Here is a 14458-nt window from a genome sequence, read left to right as displayed (position 1 = left end):
GAGGGGCCAACGGTGCTCACGGAAGGGCTATCGCGACGGGCGATGGCTTTGATCTGAAACATTCGTTTGCGACGCTCGCCGGCAATGGCGATGATCGGCCCCGGTTCGATGCGTTGTACGGGAGCCCTTCATGAACGCGCCGTTGAAGCGAGCCTATGCCTTCTGCGCCCGGTTCGGCCTGCGTGTGCCGATCCTCCTGGCGCCGATGGCCGGCGCCTGTCCGCCGTCTCTGTCCATCGCGCTGATGAACGCCGGCGGCCTCGGCGCCGCCGGCGTGCTGCTGATGAAGCCGGCGGAGATCCTGGCCTGGGCCGACGAGGTGCGGAGCAAGGGCGCCGGTCCGTTCCAGCTCAACACCTGGATCCCCGACCCACCGCCCCGCCGTGACCCGGCGCACGAGGCACTTCTGCGCGAGTTCCTGGCCGGCTGGGGGCCGGCGGTGCCGTCCGAGGCCGCCGACACCACGCCGCCCGACTTCGAGGCGCAGTGCGAGGCCATCCTGGAGGCGGCGCCGCCCATGGTCTCGTCGGTCATGGGCCTGTTCCCGCCGGCGTTCGTGGCGCGGCTGAAGGAGCGGGGAATCCTCTGGATCGCCAACGTCTCCACCGTGGCGGAGGCCAAGGCCGCCGAGGCGGCGGGGGCGGACGTCATCGCCGCGCAGGGGGCGGAGGCGGGCGGTCACCGCGGCTGCTTCGACGCGGCGAGCGCGGAGCGGCAGGCGGTCGGGCTGTTCTCGCTGCTGCCGGCGGTGGTCGATGCGGTGAGCCTGCCGGTGGTCGCGGCCGGCGGCATCGCGGACGCGCGCGGCGTTGCCGCGGCGCTGACGCTCGGCGCCAGTGCGGTGGCGATCGGCACGGGCTTCCTGCGCTGCCCGGAGGCGGGGATCCACCCGGCCTGGGCGGATGCGCTGGCGCACACGGCGCCGGAGGACACCATGATCAGCCGCGCGTTCAGCGGGCGGGCGGGGCGGAGCATCGCCACCGACTACGTCCGCGCCGCGGTCGCGGAGGGCGCGCCGGTGCCGGCGCCCTACCCGGTGCAGCGCGGGCTCACCGCCGCCATGCGGACGGCGGCGCTGAAGGCAGGCGACGTGCAGCGCATGCAGGCCTGGGCCGGCCAATCCGCCGCCATGGCCCGCGCGGAGCCGGCGGCGGACGTGCTGCACAGCCTGTGGGATGGGGCACGGGCGTTGCTGGAGGGGTAACAGTTAAGCCCCTCTCCCTTGACGGGAGAGGGGCTTTTCAATTTTACGCCGCGTTCTCCAGCAGCAGCAGGCCCGCGCCCGTGTTGGAGATCGGGATGTGGTAGTTGCTGTGCAGCTTCCTCACCTTCTCGCTCATCGCCCCGCGCATGACCAGCCAGAGGATCAGCTCCGCCCCCTGGGCGCCGGCCAGCCGGACAAGGTCGTGGATGGAGTAGCGGGCCAGCGCCTCCGGATCGCTGACGATCTTCTCCATGCACATCAGGTCGAAGTCCTTGTTGATGAACCCCGCCCGCTGACCGTCGAGCTGGTGCGACAGGCCGCCGGTGCCGAACACCACGACCTTGGTGTCCTTCTCGTACGACGCCACGGCGCGGCCGATGGCCTGCCCCAGCTTGTAGCAGCGCGCCGGGGTGGGCAGCGGGTGCTGGATCAGGTTGACCGCCACCGGGATGGTGCGGATGGCGCTGCGCTTCGCCTGGTCCGGGAACATCAGCGACATCGGCACGGTGAAGCCGTGGTCGACCAGCATCTCCTGGCAGGAGCAGATGTCGAACTCGTCCGCCACCAGCGAGTTGATGATGTGCCACGACAGCTCCGGGTCGCCCTGGAAGGGCGGCAGTGGCTGCAGGCCCCAGCCCTCGTCGTCGTTGAGGTACTGCGGGGCGGCGCCGATGGCGAAGGTCGGCATCTTGTCGAGGAAGAAGTTCAGCCCATGGTCGTTGTAGATCACGATGGCGACGTCCGGCTTCGCCTCGTCCAGCCAGGTCTGCACCGGCGGATAGGCGTCGAAGAACGGCTTCCAGTACGGATCCTCCATCTGTCCGCGGGTGATCGCGTTGCCGATCGCCGGGATGTGCGAGGTGGTGATGCCGCCGATGATGCGTGCCATGATCTCAGCCCCTCGCCGCCAGGAGTTTCGCCTTGAAGTCCTCGACCGACATGCCGGTCTGCTGCGCGCCGATGTCCTGCATGTTCATGCCGAACAGTCCGACGAACTTGGCGAGGAAGTAGATGTTGCCGCCGGCCGCGATGAGGGCCAGCGTGTCGCGCGCCTTGACGGCGGCCGTCTGCTCCTCGCTCAGGCCGAACTTGGCGCAGTAGGCGTCCTCGTCCTCCAGGAAGGCCTTGCGGTTCTCGGCCCTGTTGAAGGAGAAGCACATCTTGTTCAGTGCGTAGCCCTTCACGGCCATGTCGCCGTCGAAGATGACGGTGCCGGGGATCGGTTCCGGCTTGGCGGCGGATGCCATCTCTTTCCTCCACACGTTCTTTTGTTCAGCTCCAGTACAGCCGCATCGGATTGTCCACCAACAGGGCCTTCTGCTTGGCCGCGTCGGTGGCGATGCGGGGAATCACGTCGACCAGGTGGCCGTCGTCCGGCATATGCGACTTCATGTTGGGATGCGGCCAGTCGGTGCCCCACAGCACGCGGTCGGTGAAGCGATCGACCAGCAGCCGGGCGAACGGCGCCACGTCGCTGTAGAGCGGCGGCCCCTCGACCGACAGCCGCTCGGGGCAGCTCACCTTGCTCCACAGCGTCGGCATCTCCTCCATCAGGGTGACGAAGCGCTGGAAGTCCGGGTGGTCGACGCCCCTGGCGATGTCCGGGCGGCCCATGTGGTCGACCACGACGATGGTCGGCAGCTGCTTCAGGAAGGGGATCAGACCCTCCAGGTCCTGCGCCTCGAAATAGACGACGATGTGCCAGCCGAACGTGGCGATCTTCTCGGAGATGCCGAGGAAGACCTCCTTCGGCGTGGCGTCCACCAGCCGCTTGACGAAGTTGAAGCGCACGCCGCGCACGCCGGCCTCGTGCAGGTCGTGCAGTTCGGCCTCGGTGATGCCGGGGCCGACCGAGGCGACGCCGCGCGCCATCCCGTTGGACGCCTTCAGCGCATCGACCAGCGCGCGGTTGTCCTTGCCGTGGCAGGTCGCCTGGACGATGACGCTGCGCTCGAAGCCCAGGAAGTCGCGCAGCGCGAACAGCTTTTCCTTCGACGCGTCGCAGGGGGTGTACTTGCGCTCCGGCGCGTAGGGGAACCGGTCGGCCGGGCCGAACACGTGGCAATGCGCGTCCACCGCGCCGGGCGGCGGAACGTAGCTCGGCTTGCTGGGATTCGGGTGGAAGGGCAGGTAGTCGGCGTCCATGCGTGCAGGTTCCTCCTGATCGGCGGCGTTGGCGCCGCTCGGTGCGCATTTTTGGTGTCCGGGTGTGATTATCGGTGCGGCCTATCGATTTTCCTAGTTCGAAGTCCCCGCCTCCGTATAAGGTTTTGCTATAGGCATGGACGGCGAGGACCATGAAGGAGATCCCCAACCTGCGCCACCTGCGCGCCTTCTGCGAGGTGGCGCGGCGCGGCAGCATCAGCCAGGCGGCGGAGCACGTGCACCTCTCCCAGCCCGCCATCACCCAGGCCATCGCCAACCTGGAGGAGGAGGTTGGAGCACCGCTGTTCGAGCGGCGGCCGGACGGCATGGCGCTCTCCCCCGTCGGCGCCCTGTTCCTTGACCGCGCCGAGCGCGCGCTGGAGCGCCTGCGCACCGGCACGCGCGAGGCGATCCGCGTCGGCGGGCGCAAGGGCGTGCGCGGCTTCCAGGACTTCGACCAGTTGCTGACCGCGGCGCAGGTGCGGGCGCTGACCGCGGTCGCCGACGCCGGCAACTTCAGCCTCGCGGCGCGCAACGTCGGCATCTCGCAGCCGACCATGCACCGCGCCGCCCGCGACCTGGAGCGGCTGTCCGGCCTGTCGCTGTTCACCCGTTCGGCCACCGGGATCGTGCTGACGCCGGCGGCCCGGGCGCTGGCGCAGCACGTGAAGCTGGCGGTGACCGAGCTGGCGCAGGGCTTCGCCGAGGTGCGCGAGAGCCTGGGCGGCGATTCCGGCCGCATCGTCGTCGGCGGCATGCCGCTGTCGCGCACCTACATTCTGCCCAGCGCCATCAACGCCCTGGTGCGCGAGCGCCCCGACGTCGAGATCGACGCCATCGACGGTCCCTACGAGGACCTGTTGCACGGCCTGCGCACCGGCGACATCGACGTGCTGATCGGCGCGCTGCGCGACCCGCTGCCGATCGAGGACGTGGTGCAGGAACCGCTGTTCGAGGATCCGATCGCGGTCGCCGCGCGCGCCTTCCACCCCTTGAGCCGCAAGGCCAGGGTGACGCTGGACGACCTCGCCGCCTGCCAGTGGGTGGTGCCCAGGCGCGGCACGCCGACGCGCGACCGGTTCGAGGCGCTGCTCGGCGGGCGGGCGACGCGCGGGCTGGTGGAGACCAGCTCGCAGGTCCTGGTGCGCGGCCTGCTGCTGGGCAGCGACCGGCTGACCTTCATCTCCGCCCACCAGATCCGGCACGAGCACGAGCTGGGCCTGCTGGTGACGCTGCCGGTCGACCTGCCGGACACCGAGCGGCCCATCGGCCTGACCATGCGCCGCGGCTGGCGGCCGACGCCCACGCAGCAGCTGTTCATCGACTTCCTGCGCGAAGCCGGGCGCAGCGCCGTGTCGCCGGTGCGCAGCGCCTGACCCGGCCATTCGAAAGACACAGGCTATTCAAAAAATGAATGGGGGAAGCCGTCATCGAATTTCGTTCAGGGTATAGCCGGTGATATCCCTGCCGGCGTGAGGTTTTTTTGCCGCCGGCCCGAAACAACCATCAAGCAACGGCCGCGGCCGACACCGGAGGAAGCGATGAAGATCTGTGTGGCCGGCGCCGCGGGCGCCTTCGGCATGAAGCACCTGGAGGCGGTCGCCGCCATCGACGGCATCGAGGTGGTCTCGGTGGTCGGCGGCGGGCCCGACGACATCGAGGGCTTCGCCAAGGAGCGCGGAATCCCGCACTGGACCAAGGATCTCGCCGAGAGTCTGGCGCGGCCGGAGGTGGAGGCGGTGATACTCGCCACGCCGACCCAGGTGCACGCCGCCCAGGCCATCCAGTGCCTGGAGGCCGGCAAGCACGTGCTGGTCGAGATCCCGATGGCCGACACCCTCGCCGACGCCGAGCGGCTGGTCGCGGCGCAGCAGGCCACCGGGCTGGTCGCCATGGCCGGCCATACCCGGCGCTTCAACCCCAGCCACCAGTGGATCCACAACCGGATCAAGGCCGGCGAGCTGACGATCCAGCAGATGGACGTGCAGACCTACTTCTTCCGCCGCAGCAACATGAACGCGCTGGGCAAGCCGCGCACCTGGACCGACCATCTGCTGTGGCACCACGCCTGCCATACGGTGGACCTGTTCCAGTACCAGACCGGCGAGACGGCGGACCGCGTGCACGCGCTGCAGGGGCCGATGCACCCGCAGCTCGGCATCGCCATGGACATGAGCATCGGCATGAAAGTGCCGTCGGGGGCGATCTGCACGCTGTCGCTGTCGTTCAACAACGACGGACCGCTGGGCACCTTCTTCCGCTACATCTGCGACAACGGCACCTACATCGCGCGCTACGACGACCTCTACGACGGCAAGGACAACAAGATCGACCTGTCCGGCGTCGCCGTGTCGAACAACGGCATCGAGCTGATCGACCGCGAGTTCTTCAGCGCCATCCGCGACAGGCGCGAACCCAACGCCAGCGTCGCGCAATGCCTCCCGGCCATGCGGACGCTGGACCGCCTGGAGCGCAGCCTGAACGCCTGACCGTCAACGCCGGGCGCTGGCGTAACGTCAGTGCCCGGCGTGGAGCACCGCCGCCGCGCGGGCGTCGCGCACGATGCGCGCGTACAGGATCGGGGCGAGCGCGAGCCACACCGCCGCCTCGGCGATCCACAGCTGGTAGACGCCCTGCGGGCCGACGAAGCCCGACATCAGGCCGAACATGACGGTCATCAGCCACGTCATGTTGGTGCAGATCAGGGCGGCGGCGACGGCGGCGGCACCGGCGGCGAGCGGGTGCGAAAGATCGAGCCTGGACATGGCGTTTGCTCCTGTCCGTGTCTGTCCGTCGAGCATACGCCCATCACCGGCGGGCGGATTGTGGCAGAGCGCCGCATCGTCCCTTGGATGGATCGGGGCTTCATACCGCGGGGTTATCCGCACTATCCTGCGCGGCGGAGCCAGTCGGGGAACGCGGATGAGGATTGCGCTGAGCGTGGCGGTGGTCGCCCTGGCGTGCATGGCGGGCAGCGGCGCGGCGAAGGCCGAGCCGGTGTGGCTCGACTGCGCGCTGTTCGACGTGAAGCGCAGCGGCCTCGCCGGCGTGTTCAAGGATGGCCGCGTGCGCGTCCGCATCGACGAGGCGGCGAAGACCGCCGAACTGGTCGCCTTCCCCGACTTCATGCGCACCCCGCCGCAGGGGCTCGACCGTGCGATCACCTCGGTGAAGGAGGGCAGCGTCTTCGTCGCCTACAAGGGGCCGCTGGCCCGGCCGGAGGCGTATGGCGAGGGCGCGTTCTTCGCGGTCATCGTCTCCGTGTTGCGCGCCGAGGGCGAACTGACGCTGAAGGCCGGCCCCTACAGGCCGGTCAGCCGCAGCGAACCGAACAAGTGGGGCCCGGCCACCCACGATCTCGACGAGATGAGCCAAGCGTCGGGCCGCTGCGCCGGGCGGCGGCACGCGCTGTAGTTCTTCGAAAGCCCTTCTCCCCTTGAGGGAGAGGGGTTGGGGAGAGGGGGGCGCCGGCGAAGCCGGCCAGTCATTTTCCCGGCCTTCGGCCGGCAACGCCCCCTCATCCCAACCCTTCTCCCTCAAGGGGAGAAGGGCTTTCGAAGAACTACAGCACGGCCTCGATCAAAAACGGCCCACGGCGGCCGAGGGCGTGCTTCAGCAGGACGTTGAAGCGCTCCATGTCCTCGGCCCGGCCGCCCTCCACGCCCATGCCGGCGGCGAGGCCGACCCAGTCCAGATCCGGGCGGCCGATGTCGGTGCAGGCGCGCGCCGAAGGGCCGGGTTCGGCGAAGCCGAGGTTGCCCATCTCCCATTGCAAGATGCCGTAGCGGCGGTTGGCGTAGACGATGGTCACCACGTCGGCGTTCTCGCGCGCCTGACTCCACAGCGCCTGCAGCGTGTACATGCCGCTGCCGTCGGCCTGCAGCGTCACCACCTTGCGCTCCGGGCAGGCCACCGCGGCCCCGAGCGCCAGCGGCATCCCGATGCCGATGGAGCCCCCGGTGATGGTCAGCCAGTCGTGCGGCCGGGCGCCCCGGCAAGGATTGTAGGCCATGGCGCTGTTCGAGATCGCCTCGTCCACCACGACGGCGCCCTCCGGCAGCAGCGCCGCCAGCGACCGGCCGATGGCGTCCGCGGTCACCGCGCCGGTGGCGAGGTCGGGCAGGGCAAGGGCCTGCACCGGCGCCTCGGCCGCTCCCACCGCCTCGGCCAGCCACGCCAGCGCGGCCAGCGCGTCGGTGCCCGGCGGCGCCGCGTCGTGGATGCGGGCACCCTCCGGCGCCAGACGGCTGGGCTTGCCGGGGTAGGCGAAGAAGCCCACGGGCTCGGTGGCGCCGATCAGCACGATGTGCTCGGCGTCCTTCAGCGCCGCGACGCCGAGGTCGAAGGGGTAGGGGAAGCGGTCCACCGCCACCCGCCCGGCGCCGCGCTCGATTCGCGTGGCGCCCGTGTGGGCGAACAGCGTGGCGCCGGTCCTCGCGGCGATGCGTCCGGCCAGTTCCAGCCCGGCGGCCGAGGTCGCGGCGCCGTTCAGCATCAGCACGGCGCGCCGGCCGCCGCGCAGCGCCTCGATGGCGGCGCGCAGGGCGCCGCCGTCCGGCGCGGCGGGGGCGGGCGCCTCGACGCGGATCGGCTCGACGTCCGGCGTCTGGTCCCACGAGGAGTCGGAGGGCAGGATCAGCGTCGCCACGCCGGTCGGTGGAGTCAGCGCGGCGCGGATCGCCTCAGCCGCGTCGACGCGCACCGACGCGGCGTCCGGCACCATGCGCACCCAGCACGACATGGGGCGGGCCAGCCCCTCCACGTCGGAGGTCAGCGGCGCGTCGGCGTTGCGGTGCCACGTCGCGTGGTCGCCGACGATGTTCAGCACCGGCACGCGGGCACGCCGCGCGTTGTGCAGGTTGGCCAGCCCGTTCGCGAGGCCGGGGCCGAGGTGCAGCAAGGTCGCCGCCGGCCTGCCCGTCATGCGGGCGTAGCCGTCGGCCGCCCCGGTCGCCACCCCCTCGAACAGGGTGGGCACGCAGCGCACGCCCGGCATCGAATCGAAGGCGGCCAGCGCGTGCAGCTCCGACGTGCCGGGGTTGGCGAAGCAGGCGTCCATGCCGTTCGCCAGCAGCGTCTTGACCAGGATCTCCGCGCCGTGCATCACGCCCCCTCCGCAAAGCCGTCCAGGAAGCTCGCCAGGTTGGCGGCGAGCGCGTCGCAATCGTAGCCGCCTTCCTGCACGAGGACGGTGGGGTGTTTCGCCGCGGATATCCGCCGGCCGAGTTCCGCGAAGCCCGGGGTCGTCACCTTGAAGAAGGCCAGGGGGTCGCCGATGAAGGTGTCGAAGCCCAGCGACAGCACCAGCGCCCCCGGCCCGAAGACGGCGACCTGGGCCAGCGCGTGGTCGACCATGTCGAGGAAGGTGCTCTCCTCCGTGCCCACGGGCAGCGGGATGTTGAGGTTGCAGCCCTGGCCGCGCCCCCGCCCGCGCTCGTGCGCGTAGCCGGCGAACCAGGGGTAGAAGTTGTTCGGGTCGCCGTGGATGGACACGACCAGCACGTCGTCGCGCTCGTAGAAGATCGCCTGCGTGCCGTTGCCGTGATGCACGTCGACGTCAAGGACGGCGACGCGCGGCGCCTTCCCCTGCGCCGCCAGCAGCGGCAGCATCGCCTGCGCCGCCACCGCGGCGTTGTTGATGTAGCAGAAGCCGCCGGCCATATCGCGGGACGCGTGGTGCCCCGGCGGCCGGCACAGCGCGTAGGCGGCGCGCTCGGCGCCGCTGGCCACCAGCGTGGCCGCGTGCGCCGCGGTGTCGGCGCCGCCGCACACCGCCTCCCAGGTGCCCGGGCCGATGGGGCAGGCGGTGTCGGCCATGTGCCAGCCGGCTTGGCCCACGATGCCCGCGGGGTACTCGGCCATGTCGGTGTTGCGGTGGACGTTGGGGATGATGACCTCCGCCGCGTCGGGCAGGGCCGACCAGCGCGCGTACGCCGTCTCCAGGAAGCGCAGGTAGTCCGCCGAATGCACGGCAGCGCGCGGACCGGCACCGTAGGATGGCGGCTCCTCCACCGCAGCCCCGCGCGCCTTCAGCGAGGCGAGCAGCGCCTGGGCGCGTTCCGGCTTTTCAGGGCAGGGCTTGATCTGGCCGCGCACCAGGAAGGTCGGCGGGCGGTGGCGCAGCTGGGCTTCGGCGAAGATGAAGCGCATGACTGATTCTCTCGTTGGTTCTTATGCCCCCTCCCCATCCCTCCCCCGCGTTGCGGTGGAGGGGGCAGAGCGGCGGAGTTCCCTCTCCCGCGCAAGCGGGGGAGGGATAGGGAGGGGGCATCACCTTGCCGTCGCCAGCACCGCGTCCGCCAGCACGGCGCAGCCGGCGGCGGCGTGGCTGGGCTGGACGTTCTCGGCCTCGTTGTGGCTCAGGCCGCCCTCGCAGGGGATGAAGATCATCGCCGTCGGCACCTTGCGGGCGACGTAGACCGCGTCGTGCCCGGCGCCCGAGACGATGTCGCGGTGGCGGAGGCCGCGGCGTTCGGCGGAGTCCCGCACCCGCGCCACCAGATCCGGCGCGAAGGGCGTGGTGGGGAAGGCCCAGAAGTCGACCAGGTCCAGCGTCAGGCCGCGCTTCTCGGCGATGGCGGCCAGCCGGACCCGCAGCATGGCGTCCATGCGGGTCAGCTGCTCGGCGTCGGGGTTGCGCAGGTCGATGGTGAACCAGACCCGGCCGGGGATGACGTTGCGGGAGTCCGGCTGCGCCAGGATGCGCCCGACCGTCGAGCAGGCGTCGCCGCCAACCTCCAGCGCGATGGCCTCCACCGCCTCGATCATCACCGCTGCGCCGGCCAGCGCGTCGCGGCGCATCCACATCGGCGTCGGGCCGGCGTGGGATTCACGCCCCGTCACGGTCGCCTCGTACCAGCGTTGCCCCTGCGCACCGGTGACGACGCCGAGGTCGCAGCCCTCCGCTTCCAGCACCGGCCCTTGTTCGATGTGCGCCTCGAAGTACGCGGCCATGGCGTGGCCGGTGACGGGAACGGAGCCCTTGTAGCCGATGCGCTCCAGCTCGTCGCCGAGGCGCAGGCCGTCGGTGTCGCGGATGTCCAGCACGTGGTCGAGGGTGAAGACGCCCATCGCCGCGCCGGAGCCCAGCATGGGCGGCGAAAAGCGCGCCCCCTCCTCGTTGGTCCAGACGATGAGGTCGAGCGGCGCGTCCGTCTCGATCCCCTGGTCGTTGAAGGAGCGGATCACCTCCAGCCCGGCCATGACGCCGTAGATGCCGTCGAAGCGGCCGCCGGTCGGCTGGGTGTCGAGGTGGCTGCCCATGCACACGGCGGCGCGGTCCGGGTTGCGGCCGGGGCGGCGGGCGAAGATGTTGCCGACGGCGTCCACCGTCACCCTGCAGCCGGCCTCCGCGCACCACGACACGAACCGGTCGCGCCCCTCCCGGTCGAGGTCCGTCAGCGCCAGCCGGCAGACGCCGCCCTTGGGCGTGCCGCCGATCGTCGCCAGCTCCATCAGGCTCCGCCACAGGCGGTCGCCGTCGATGCGCAGCTCAGCCATGGATCACTCCCGTCCCTTGCCTTTGTTCCTGCGCCGCGGCGCCCGGCTGCGTCCACGCCTTGCCGGGGATGGCGTCGAGCAGCGAGCGCGTGTAGGCGTGCTGCGGGTCACCGAACACCCGCCGCGCCGGGCCGATCTCGACGATGCGGCCCTTCTGCATGACCGCGATGGTGTCGCAGATCTGCGCGGCGACGCGCAAATCGTGGGTGATGAACAGCATCGACAGGCTCAGCCGGTGCCGCAGATCCTCCAGCAAATCGAGCACCTGCGCCTGCACCGAGACGTCGAGCGCCGACACCGGCTCGTCGGCGATCAGCAGCTTCGGCTCCAGCGCCAGCGCGCGGGCGATGGAGATGCGCTGCCGCTGCCCGCCGGAGAACTCGTGCGGGAAGCGGTCGGCGGCCGAGGCGTCGAGGCCGACGAGCGTCAGCAGGTCGCGGGCCTTCTGCATGGCCGCGTTCCGGTCGGCGCCGAAGGCGACGGGACCCTGGGTGATGATGTCGCCCACCTTGTGGCGCGGGTTCAGCGAGGCGTAGGGATCCTGGAACACCATCTGCAGATGCCGGCGGTACGGCCGGAACTTGCCGCGCGACAGGGAGAGCAGGTCCACGTCCTCGAACAGGATGCGCCCGGCGTCCGGCCGGATCAGCCCGACGATGGAGCGTCCCAGCGTCGACTTGCCGGACCCGGACTCGCCGACCAGCCCGACCGTCTCCCCCTGGTGGATGGTCAGCGAGAGGTCGTCGCCGGCCACCACCGTGCGCCCCTTGCGGAACAGTCCGCCGCCGATATGGAAGGTCTTGCTGACGCCGAGCGCGGTCAGCACCGGCCGGCGCCCGGCGAGGTCGTCGTCGCGGTGCTCGATCAGGTGCGGCACGGCGGCGATCAGCTGGCGGGTGTAGGGGTGCTGCGGCCGGTTCAGCACCTCGTCCGCCACGCCGATCTCGACGAGGCGGCCGTGCTGCATGACGGCGACGCGGTGCGCGATCTCCGCCACCACGCCGAAGTCGTGGGTGATGAACATCACCGCCATGGCCCGCTTGGCCTGGATGTCGCGGATCAGGTCGAGGATCTGCTTCTGCGTGGTGACGTCGAGCGCCGTGGTCGGCTCGTCGGCGATCAGCACGTCGGGTTCCAGCGCCAGCGCCATGGCGATCATCACGCGCTGGCGCTGCCCGCCCGAAAGGCGGAACGGGTAGCTGCGGCGCAGCAGGTCCGGTTCCGGCAGGCCGACCGAGGCCAGCAGCTCCACCACCCGCGCCCGCCGCGCGACCCGGTCGAGCGTGGTGTGGTAGCGCAGCACCTCGTCGATCTGGTCGCCGACCCGCATCAGCGGGTTGAGCGCGGTCATCGGCTCCTGGAAGATCATGGCGACGCGGCTGCCGCGCAGCTCCCGCTGTTCGGGCTCCGGCAGGCTCAGCACGTCGGCGCCCTTCAGGTGGATGGCGCCGGAGGCCACCCGCACCGCCTTGGGCAGCAGGCCCATCACCGCGTGCGCGGTCATCGACTTGCCGGAGCCGGACTCGCCGACCACGCAGAGGATCTCGCCGCGCTCCAGCGTGAAGGAGAGGCGCTCCACCGCGAACGGGCGCTCGGCGCCGGCGGGGAGCGCGACGGTCAGGCCGCGGACGTCGAGGAGGGGAGGAGTATTCGTCATGCCCGCCCCTTGCGCGCCAGCTTCGGGTTCAGCGCGTCGTTCAGCCCCTCGCCGACGAGGTTGAGCGCCAGCACGGTCAGCAGGATCGCCACGCCGGGAAAGAAGCTCATCCACCACGCCTGCCGGATCACCGTGCGCGCCGCGCCGACCATGTAGCCCCAGCTCATCAGGTTCGGATCTCCCAGGCCGAGGAAGGACAGCGAGCTTTCCAACAGGATGGCGGTCGCCACCATCAGCGAGGCCGAGACGATGATCGGCGACAGGCTGTTCGGCAGGATCTGGCGGACGATGATGGTCAGGGTGGACTGCCCGGTGGTGACGGCGGCCTGCACGAACTCGCGGTTGCGCAGGCTGAGGAACTCGCCGCGCGCCAGCCGCGCCAGCGGCGGCCAGGAGACGATGGCGATGGCCAGCACGATGGAGGCCAGTGAGGGCGTGAAGATCGCCACCAGCACCACCGCCAGCACGAAGTTGGGGATGGTCTGGAACAGCTCGGTGAAGCGCATTACCGCGTCGTCCACCCAGCCGCCGTGGAAGCCGGCGACGGCGCCCAGCAGAACCCCGATCAGCACCGCCACCGCGGTGGAGGTCAGCCCGATCAGCAGCGACACCCGCGCCCCGTGCGCGATTCCCGACGCGATGTCGCGGCCCAGCGTGTCGGATCCCAGCGGCGCGCCCTCGGACAGCGGCGGCTGGAAGGGGGCGGTGGTCATGTCCCACGGGCTGTCGGGGAACGCCACGTCGGCCAGCGCCGCCATCAGCACCACCAGCGCCAGGAAGACGAGGCCGATCACCGCGCCCTTGTTGCGCGCAAAGGCGCGCCAGAAATTGGCATTCATGGCGCCACCTCGATGCGTGGGTCGACCAGGGAATAGATCAGGTCGGTCAGCAGGTTGAACAGCACCACCACCACCGAGGTCAGCAGGAAGATGCCGAGCAGCACCTGATAGTCGCGCTGCAGGACGGCTTCGAAGGCGAGTCGGCCGATGCCGGGCAGGGCGAACACCGTCTCGATCAGGATGGAACCGCCGATCAGGTGCCCGGCCTGGAACCCGGCGACGGTGATCACCGGCAGGATGGCGTTGCGCAGGATGTGCACCGAGACGATGCGCCATTCCGGCAACCCCTTGGCGCGCGCGGTCTTCACGAAATCCATGTCGCGCACCTCCAGGATCGAGGCGCGGGTGAGGCGGGTGTAGACCGCCATGTAGAACAGCGCCAGCGTAGTCACCGGCAGCACCAGATGCTTCATGCGGTCGAGGACCGCGTCGACGCCCGTGAGGCCGGCGCCGATGGTCTCCGTCCCGAAGGCGGGCAGCCAGCCGAGGTTGACCGAGAACAGCAGGATCAGCATCAGCCCGATCCAGAAGATCGGCGTGGCGTAGGCGGTGAGGCCCACCACGGTGATGGCGGTGTCCGACCATGTGCCGGCCCGCATCGCCGCCAGCGTGCCCAGCAGCACGCCCCCCGCCAGCGCCAGCAGGAAGGCCGTCAACGTCAGCGACAGCGTGACCGGCAGCCGCTCCATCAGCAGCCCCAGCACCGGCCGCTGCTGCCGGTAGGAGTAGCCGAGGTCGGCCTGCACCACCTTGCCCATGTAGGTGGCGAGCTGGGTGGTGAGCGGCTGGTCGAGGCCGAACTGCTGGCGCAGCTGCTCGACGAACTTGGCGTCGGCAGCCCCGGCCTCGCCGGCCATGACCTGCGCCGGGTCGCCGGGGGCGGCGTGCACCAGGAAGAAGTTGAACACCGCGATGGCGAGGACGACGAACACCGCCTTGACCAAGCGCTGCGCGATGAAGACGGCGATGCGGGGCATGGACTCTCCTTAAATGCCCTCTCCCGCCCCGGGAGAGGGAGGGGCCCGCTCGGAGAGCGGGAGGGTGAGGGTGCGTTCAAGGATCCTTGCCTGCCCCCTCACCCGGCCGCTGCGCGGCCACCCTCTCCCGGGACGG

The 14458-nt window shown here is 70.6% G+C and carries 14 protein-coding genes; 4 read left to right on the top strand and 10 right to left on the bottom strand.

Annotation, left to right across the window (positions count from 1 at the left end):
* The first annotated feature begins 130 nt into the window (after window positions 1-130).
* Window positions 131-1204: an NAD(P)H-dependent flavin oxidoreductase gene (locus ACRWK7_RS09545; protein WP_431855974.1), complete on the top strand. Its 1074-nt coding sequence runs from the start codon at window positions 131-133 to the stop codon at window positions 1202-1204.
* 43 nt (window positions 1205-1247) lie between these two features.
* Here the strand turns inward: ACRWK7_RS09545 and ACRWK7_RS09540 are convergent, their stop codons facing one another.
* The 3 genes from ACRWK7_RS09540 to ACRWK7_RS09530 are packed head-to-tail and all read right to left on the bottom strand — an operon-like array spanning window position 1248 to window position 3349.
* Window positions 1248-2093 carry a class III extradiol dioxygenase family protein gene (locus ACRWK7_RS09540; protein ID WP_431855973.1) on the bottom strand — a complete coding sequence of 282 codons (846 nt, stop codon included), beginning with the start codon at window positions 2091-2093 and terminating at the stop codon, window positions 1248-1250.
* A gap of 4 nt (window positions 2094-2097) precedes the next feature.
* The gene (locus tag ACRWK7_RS09535; protein ID WP_431855972.1) at window positions 2098-2451 is read right to left on the bottom strand and encodes a protocatechuate 4,5-dioxygenase subunit alpha; all 354 of its coding nucleotides are present in this window, start codon (window positions 2449-2451) and stop codon (window positions 2098-2100) included.
* 25 nt (window positions 2452-2476) lie between these two features.
* Window positions 2477-3349: an amidohydrolase family protein gene (locus tag ACRWK7_RS09530; protein WP_431855971.1), complete on the bottom strand. Its 873-nt coding sequence runs from the start codon at window positions 3347-3349 to the stop codon at window positions 2477-2479.
* Window positions 3350-3501: 152 nt separating this feature from the next.
* Here ACRWK7_RS09530 and ACRWK7_RS09525 point away from each other — a divergent pair, with 152 nt between their 5' ends.
* Both ACRWK7_RS09525 and ACRWK7_RS09520 read left to right on the top strand, forming a co-directional pair.
* Window positions 3502-4725 (top strand): LysR family transcriptional regulator, encoded by a 1224-nt coding sequence (locus ACRWK7_RS09525; RefSeq protein WP_431855970.1) that lies wholly within the window; start codon window positions 3502-3504, stop codon window positions 4723-4725.
* A gap of 165 nt (window positions 4726-4890) precedes the next feature.
* On the top strand, window positions 4891-5838 hold the full coding sequence (locus tag ACRWK7_RS09520; RefSeq protein ID WP_431855969.1) for a Gfo/Idh/MocA family oxidoreductase: 948 nt from the start codon (window positions 4891-4893) through the stop codon (window positions 5836-5838).
* A gap of 27 nt (window positions 5839-5865) precedes the next feature.
* On the opposite strand, the gene ACRWK7_RS09515 is transcribed toward ACRWK7_RS09520, so the two are convergent.
* A complete protein-coding gene (locus tag ACRWK7_RS09515) occupies window positions 5866-6114 on the bottom strand; it encodes a hypothetical protein (RefSeq protein WP_431855968.1) in 249 nt (82 codons plus the stop codon).
* Between the two features lie 157 nt (window positions 6115-6271).
* Here ACRWK7_RS09515 and ACRWK7_RS09510 point away from each other — a divergent pair, with 157 nt between their 5' ends.
* Window positions 6272-6763 carry a hypothetical protein gene (locus ACRWK7_RS09510; RefSeq protein WP_431855967.1) on the top strand — a complete coding sequence of 164 codons (492 nt, stop codon included), beginning with the start codon at window positions 6272-6274 and terminating at the stop codon, window positions 6761-6763.
* 148 nt (window positions 6764-6911) lie between these two features.
* On the opposite strand, the gene ACRWK7_RS09505 is transcribed toward ACRWK7_RS09510, so the two are convergent.
* The 6 genes from ACRWK7_RS09505 to ACRWK7_RS09480 form a co-directional block, all read right to left on the bottom strand.
* A complete protein-coding gene (locus ACRWK7_RS09505; RefSeq protein ID WP_431856020.1) occupies window positions 6912-8453 on the bottom strand; it encodes an acetolactate synthase large subunit in 1542 nt (513 codons plus the stop codon).
* Entirely contained in the window at window positions 8453-9499 is a 1047-nt protein-coding gene (locus tag ACRWK7_RS09500) for a histone deacetylase family protein (protein WP_431855966.1), read from the bottom strand. The genes ACRWK7_RS09505 and ACRWK7_RS09500 overlap by 1 nt, the downstream gene beginning before the upstream one ends.
* 120 nt (window positions 9500-9619) lie before the next feature.
* Window positions 9620-10849, bottom strand: coding sequence for a Zn-dependent hydrolase (locus ACRWK7_RS09495; protein WP_431855965.1), 1230 nt, complete (start codon window positions 10847-10849; stop codon window positions 9620-9622).
* Entirely contained in the window at window positions 10842-12506 is a 1665-nt protein-coding gene (locus ACRWK7_RS09490; RefSeq protein WP_431855964.1) for an ABC transporter ATP-binding protein, read from the bottom strand. Before ACRWK7_RS09490 ends, ACRWK7_RS09495 begins: the two co-directional genes overlap by 8 nt.
* Window positions 12503-13345, bottom strand: a complete 843-nt coding sequence (locus ACRWK7_RS09485) for an ABC transporter permease (RefSeq protein WP_431855963.1) — start codon at window positions 13343-13345, stop codon at window positions 12503-12505. The genes ACRWK7_RS09490 and ACRWK7_RS09485 overlap by 4 nt, the downstream gene beginning before the upstream one ends.
* Window positions 13342-14322: an ABC transporter permease gene (locus ACRWK7_RS09480; protein ID WP_431855962.1), complete on the bottom strand. Its 981-nt coding sequence runs from the start codon at window positions 14320-14322 to the stop codon at window positions 13342-13344. The genes ACRWK7_RS09485 and ACRWK7_RS09480 overlap by 4 nt, the downstream gene beginning before the upstream one ends.
* Window positions 14323-14458: the final 136 nt, after the last annotated feature.

Source organism: Azospirillum sp. (assembly GCF_050789165.1).
Note: the sequence above shows the minus strand (reverse complement) of the source record. Positions and strands in the feature narration are given on the sequence as shown.

Excerpts from the sequence above, each read along its gene's own strand:
- ACRWK7_RS09545 (WP_431855974.1), top strand. The coding sequence starts at position 131 with ATGAACGCGCCGTTGAAGCGAGCCTATGCCTTCTGCGCCCGGTTCGGC.
- ACRWK7_RS09540 (WP_431855973.1), bottom strand. The coding sequence starts at position 2,093 with ATGGCACGCATCATCGGCGGCATCACCACCTCGCACATCCCGGCGATC.
- ACRWK7_RS09535 (WP_431855972.1), bottom strand. The coding sequence starts at position 2,451 with ATGGCATCCGCCGCCAAGCCGGAACCGATCCCCGGCACCGTCATCTTC.
- ACRWK7_RS09530 (WP_431855971.1), bottom strand. The coding sequence starts at position 3,349 with ATGGACGCCGACTACCTGCCCTTCCACCCGAATCCCAGCAAGCCGAGC.
- ACRWK7_RS09525 (WP_431855970.1), top strand. The coding sequence starts at position 3,502 with ATGAAGGAGATCCCCAACCTGCGCCACCTGCGCGCCTTCTGCGAGGTG.
- ACRWK7_RS09520 (WP_431855969.1), top strand. The coding sequence starts at position 4,891 with ATGAAGATCTGTGTGGCCGGCGCCGCGGGCGCCTTCGGCATGAAGCAC.
- ACRWK7_RS09515 (WP_431855968.1), bottom strand. The coding sequence starts at position 6,114 with ATGTCCAGGCTCGATCTTTCGCACCCGCTCGCCGCCGGTGCCGCCGCC.
- ACRWK7_RS09510 (WP_431855967.1), top strand. The coding sequence starts at position 6,272 with ATGAGGATTGCGCTGAGCGTGGCGGTGGTCGCCCTGGCGTGCATGGCG.
- ACRWK7_RS09505 (WP_431856020.1), bottom strand. The coding sequence starts at position 8,453 with ATGCACGGCGCGGAGATCCTGGTCAAGACGCTGCTGGCGAACGGCATG.
- ACRWK7_RS09500 (WP_431855966.1), bottom strand. The coding sequence starts at position 9,499 with ATGCGCTTCATCTTCGCCGAAGCCCAGCTGCGCCACCGCCCGCCGACC.
- ACRWK7_RS09495 (WP_431855965.1), bottom strand. The coding sequence starts at position 10,849 with ATGGCTGAGCTGCGCATCGACGGCGACCGCCTGTGGCGGAGCCTGATG.
- ACRWK7_RS09490 (WP_431855964.1), bottom strand. The coding sequence starts at position 12,506 with ATGACGAATACTCCTCCCCTCCTCGACGTCCGCGGCCTGACCGTCGCG.
- ACRWK7_RS09485 (WP_431855963.1), bottom strand. The coding sequence starts at position 13,345 with ATGAATGCCAATTTCTGGCGCGCCTTTGCGCGCAACAAGGGCGCGGTG.
- ACRWK7_RS09480 (WP_431855962.1), bottom strand. The coding sequence starts at position 14,322 with ATGCCCCGCATCGCCGTCTTCATCGCGCAGCGCTTGGTCAAGGCGGTG.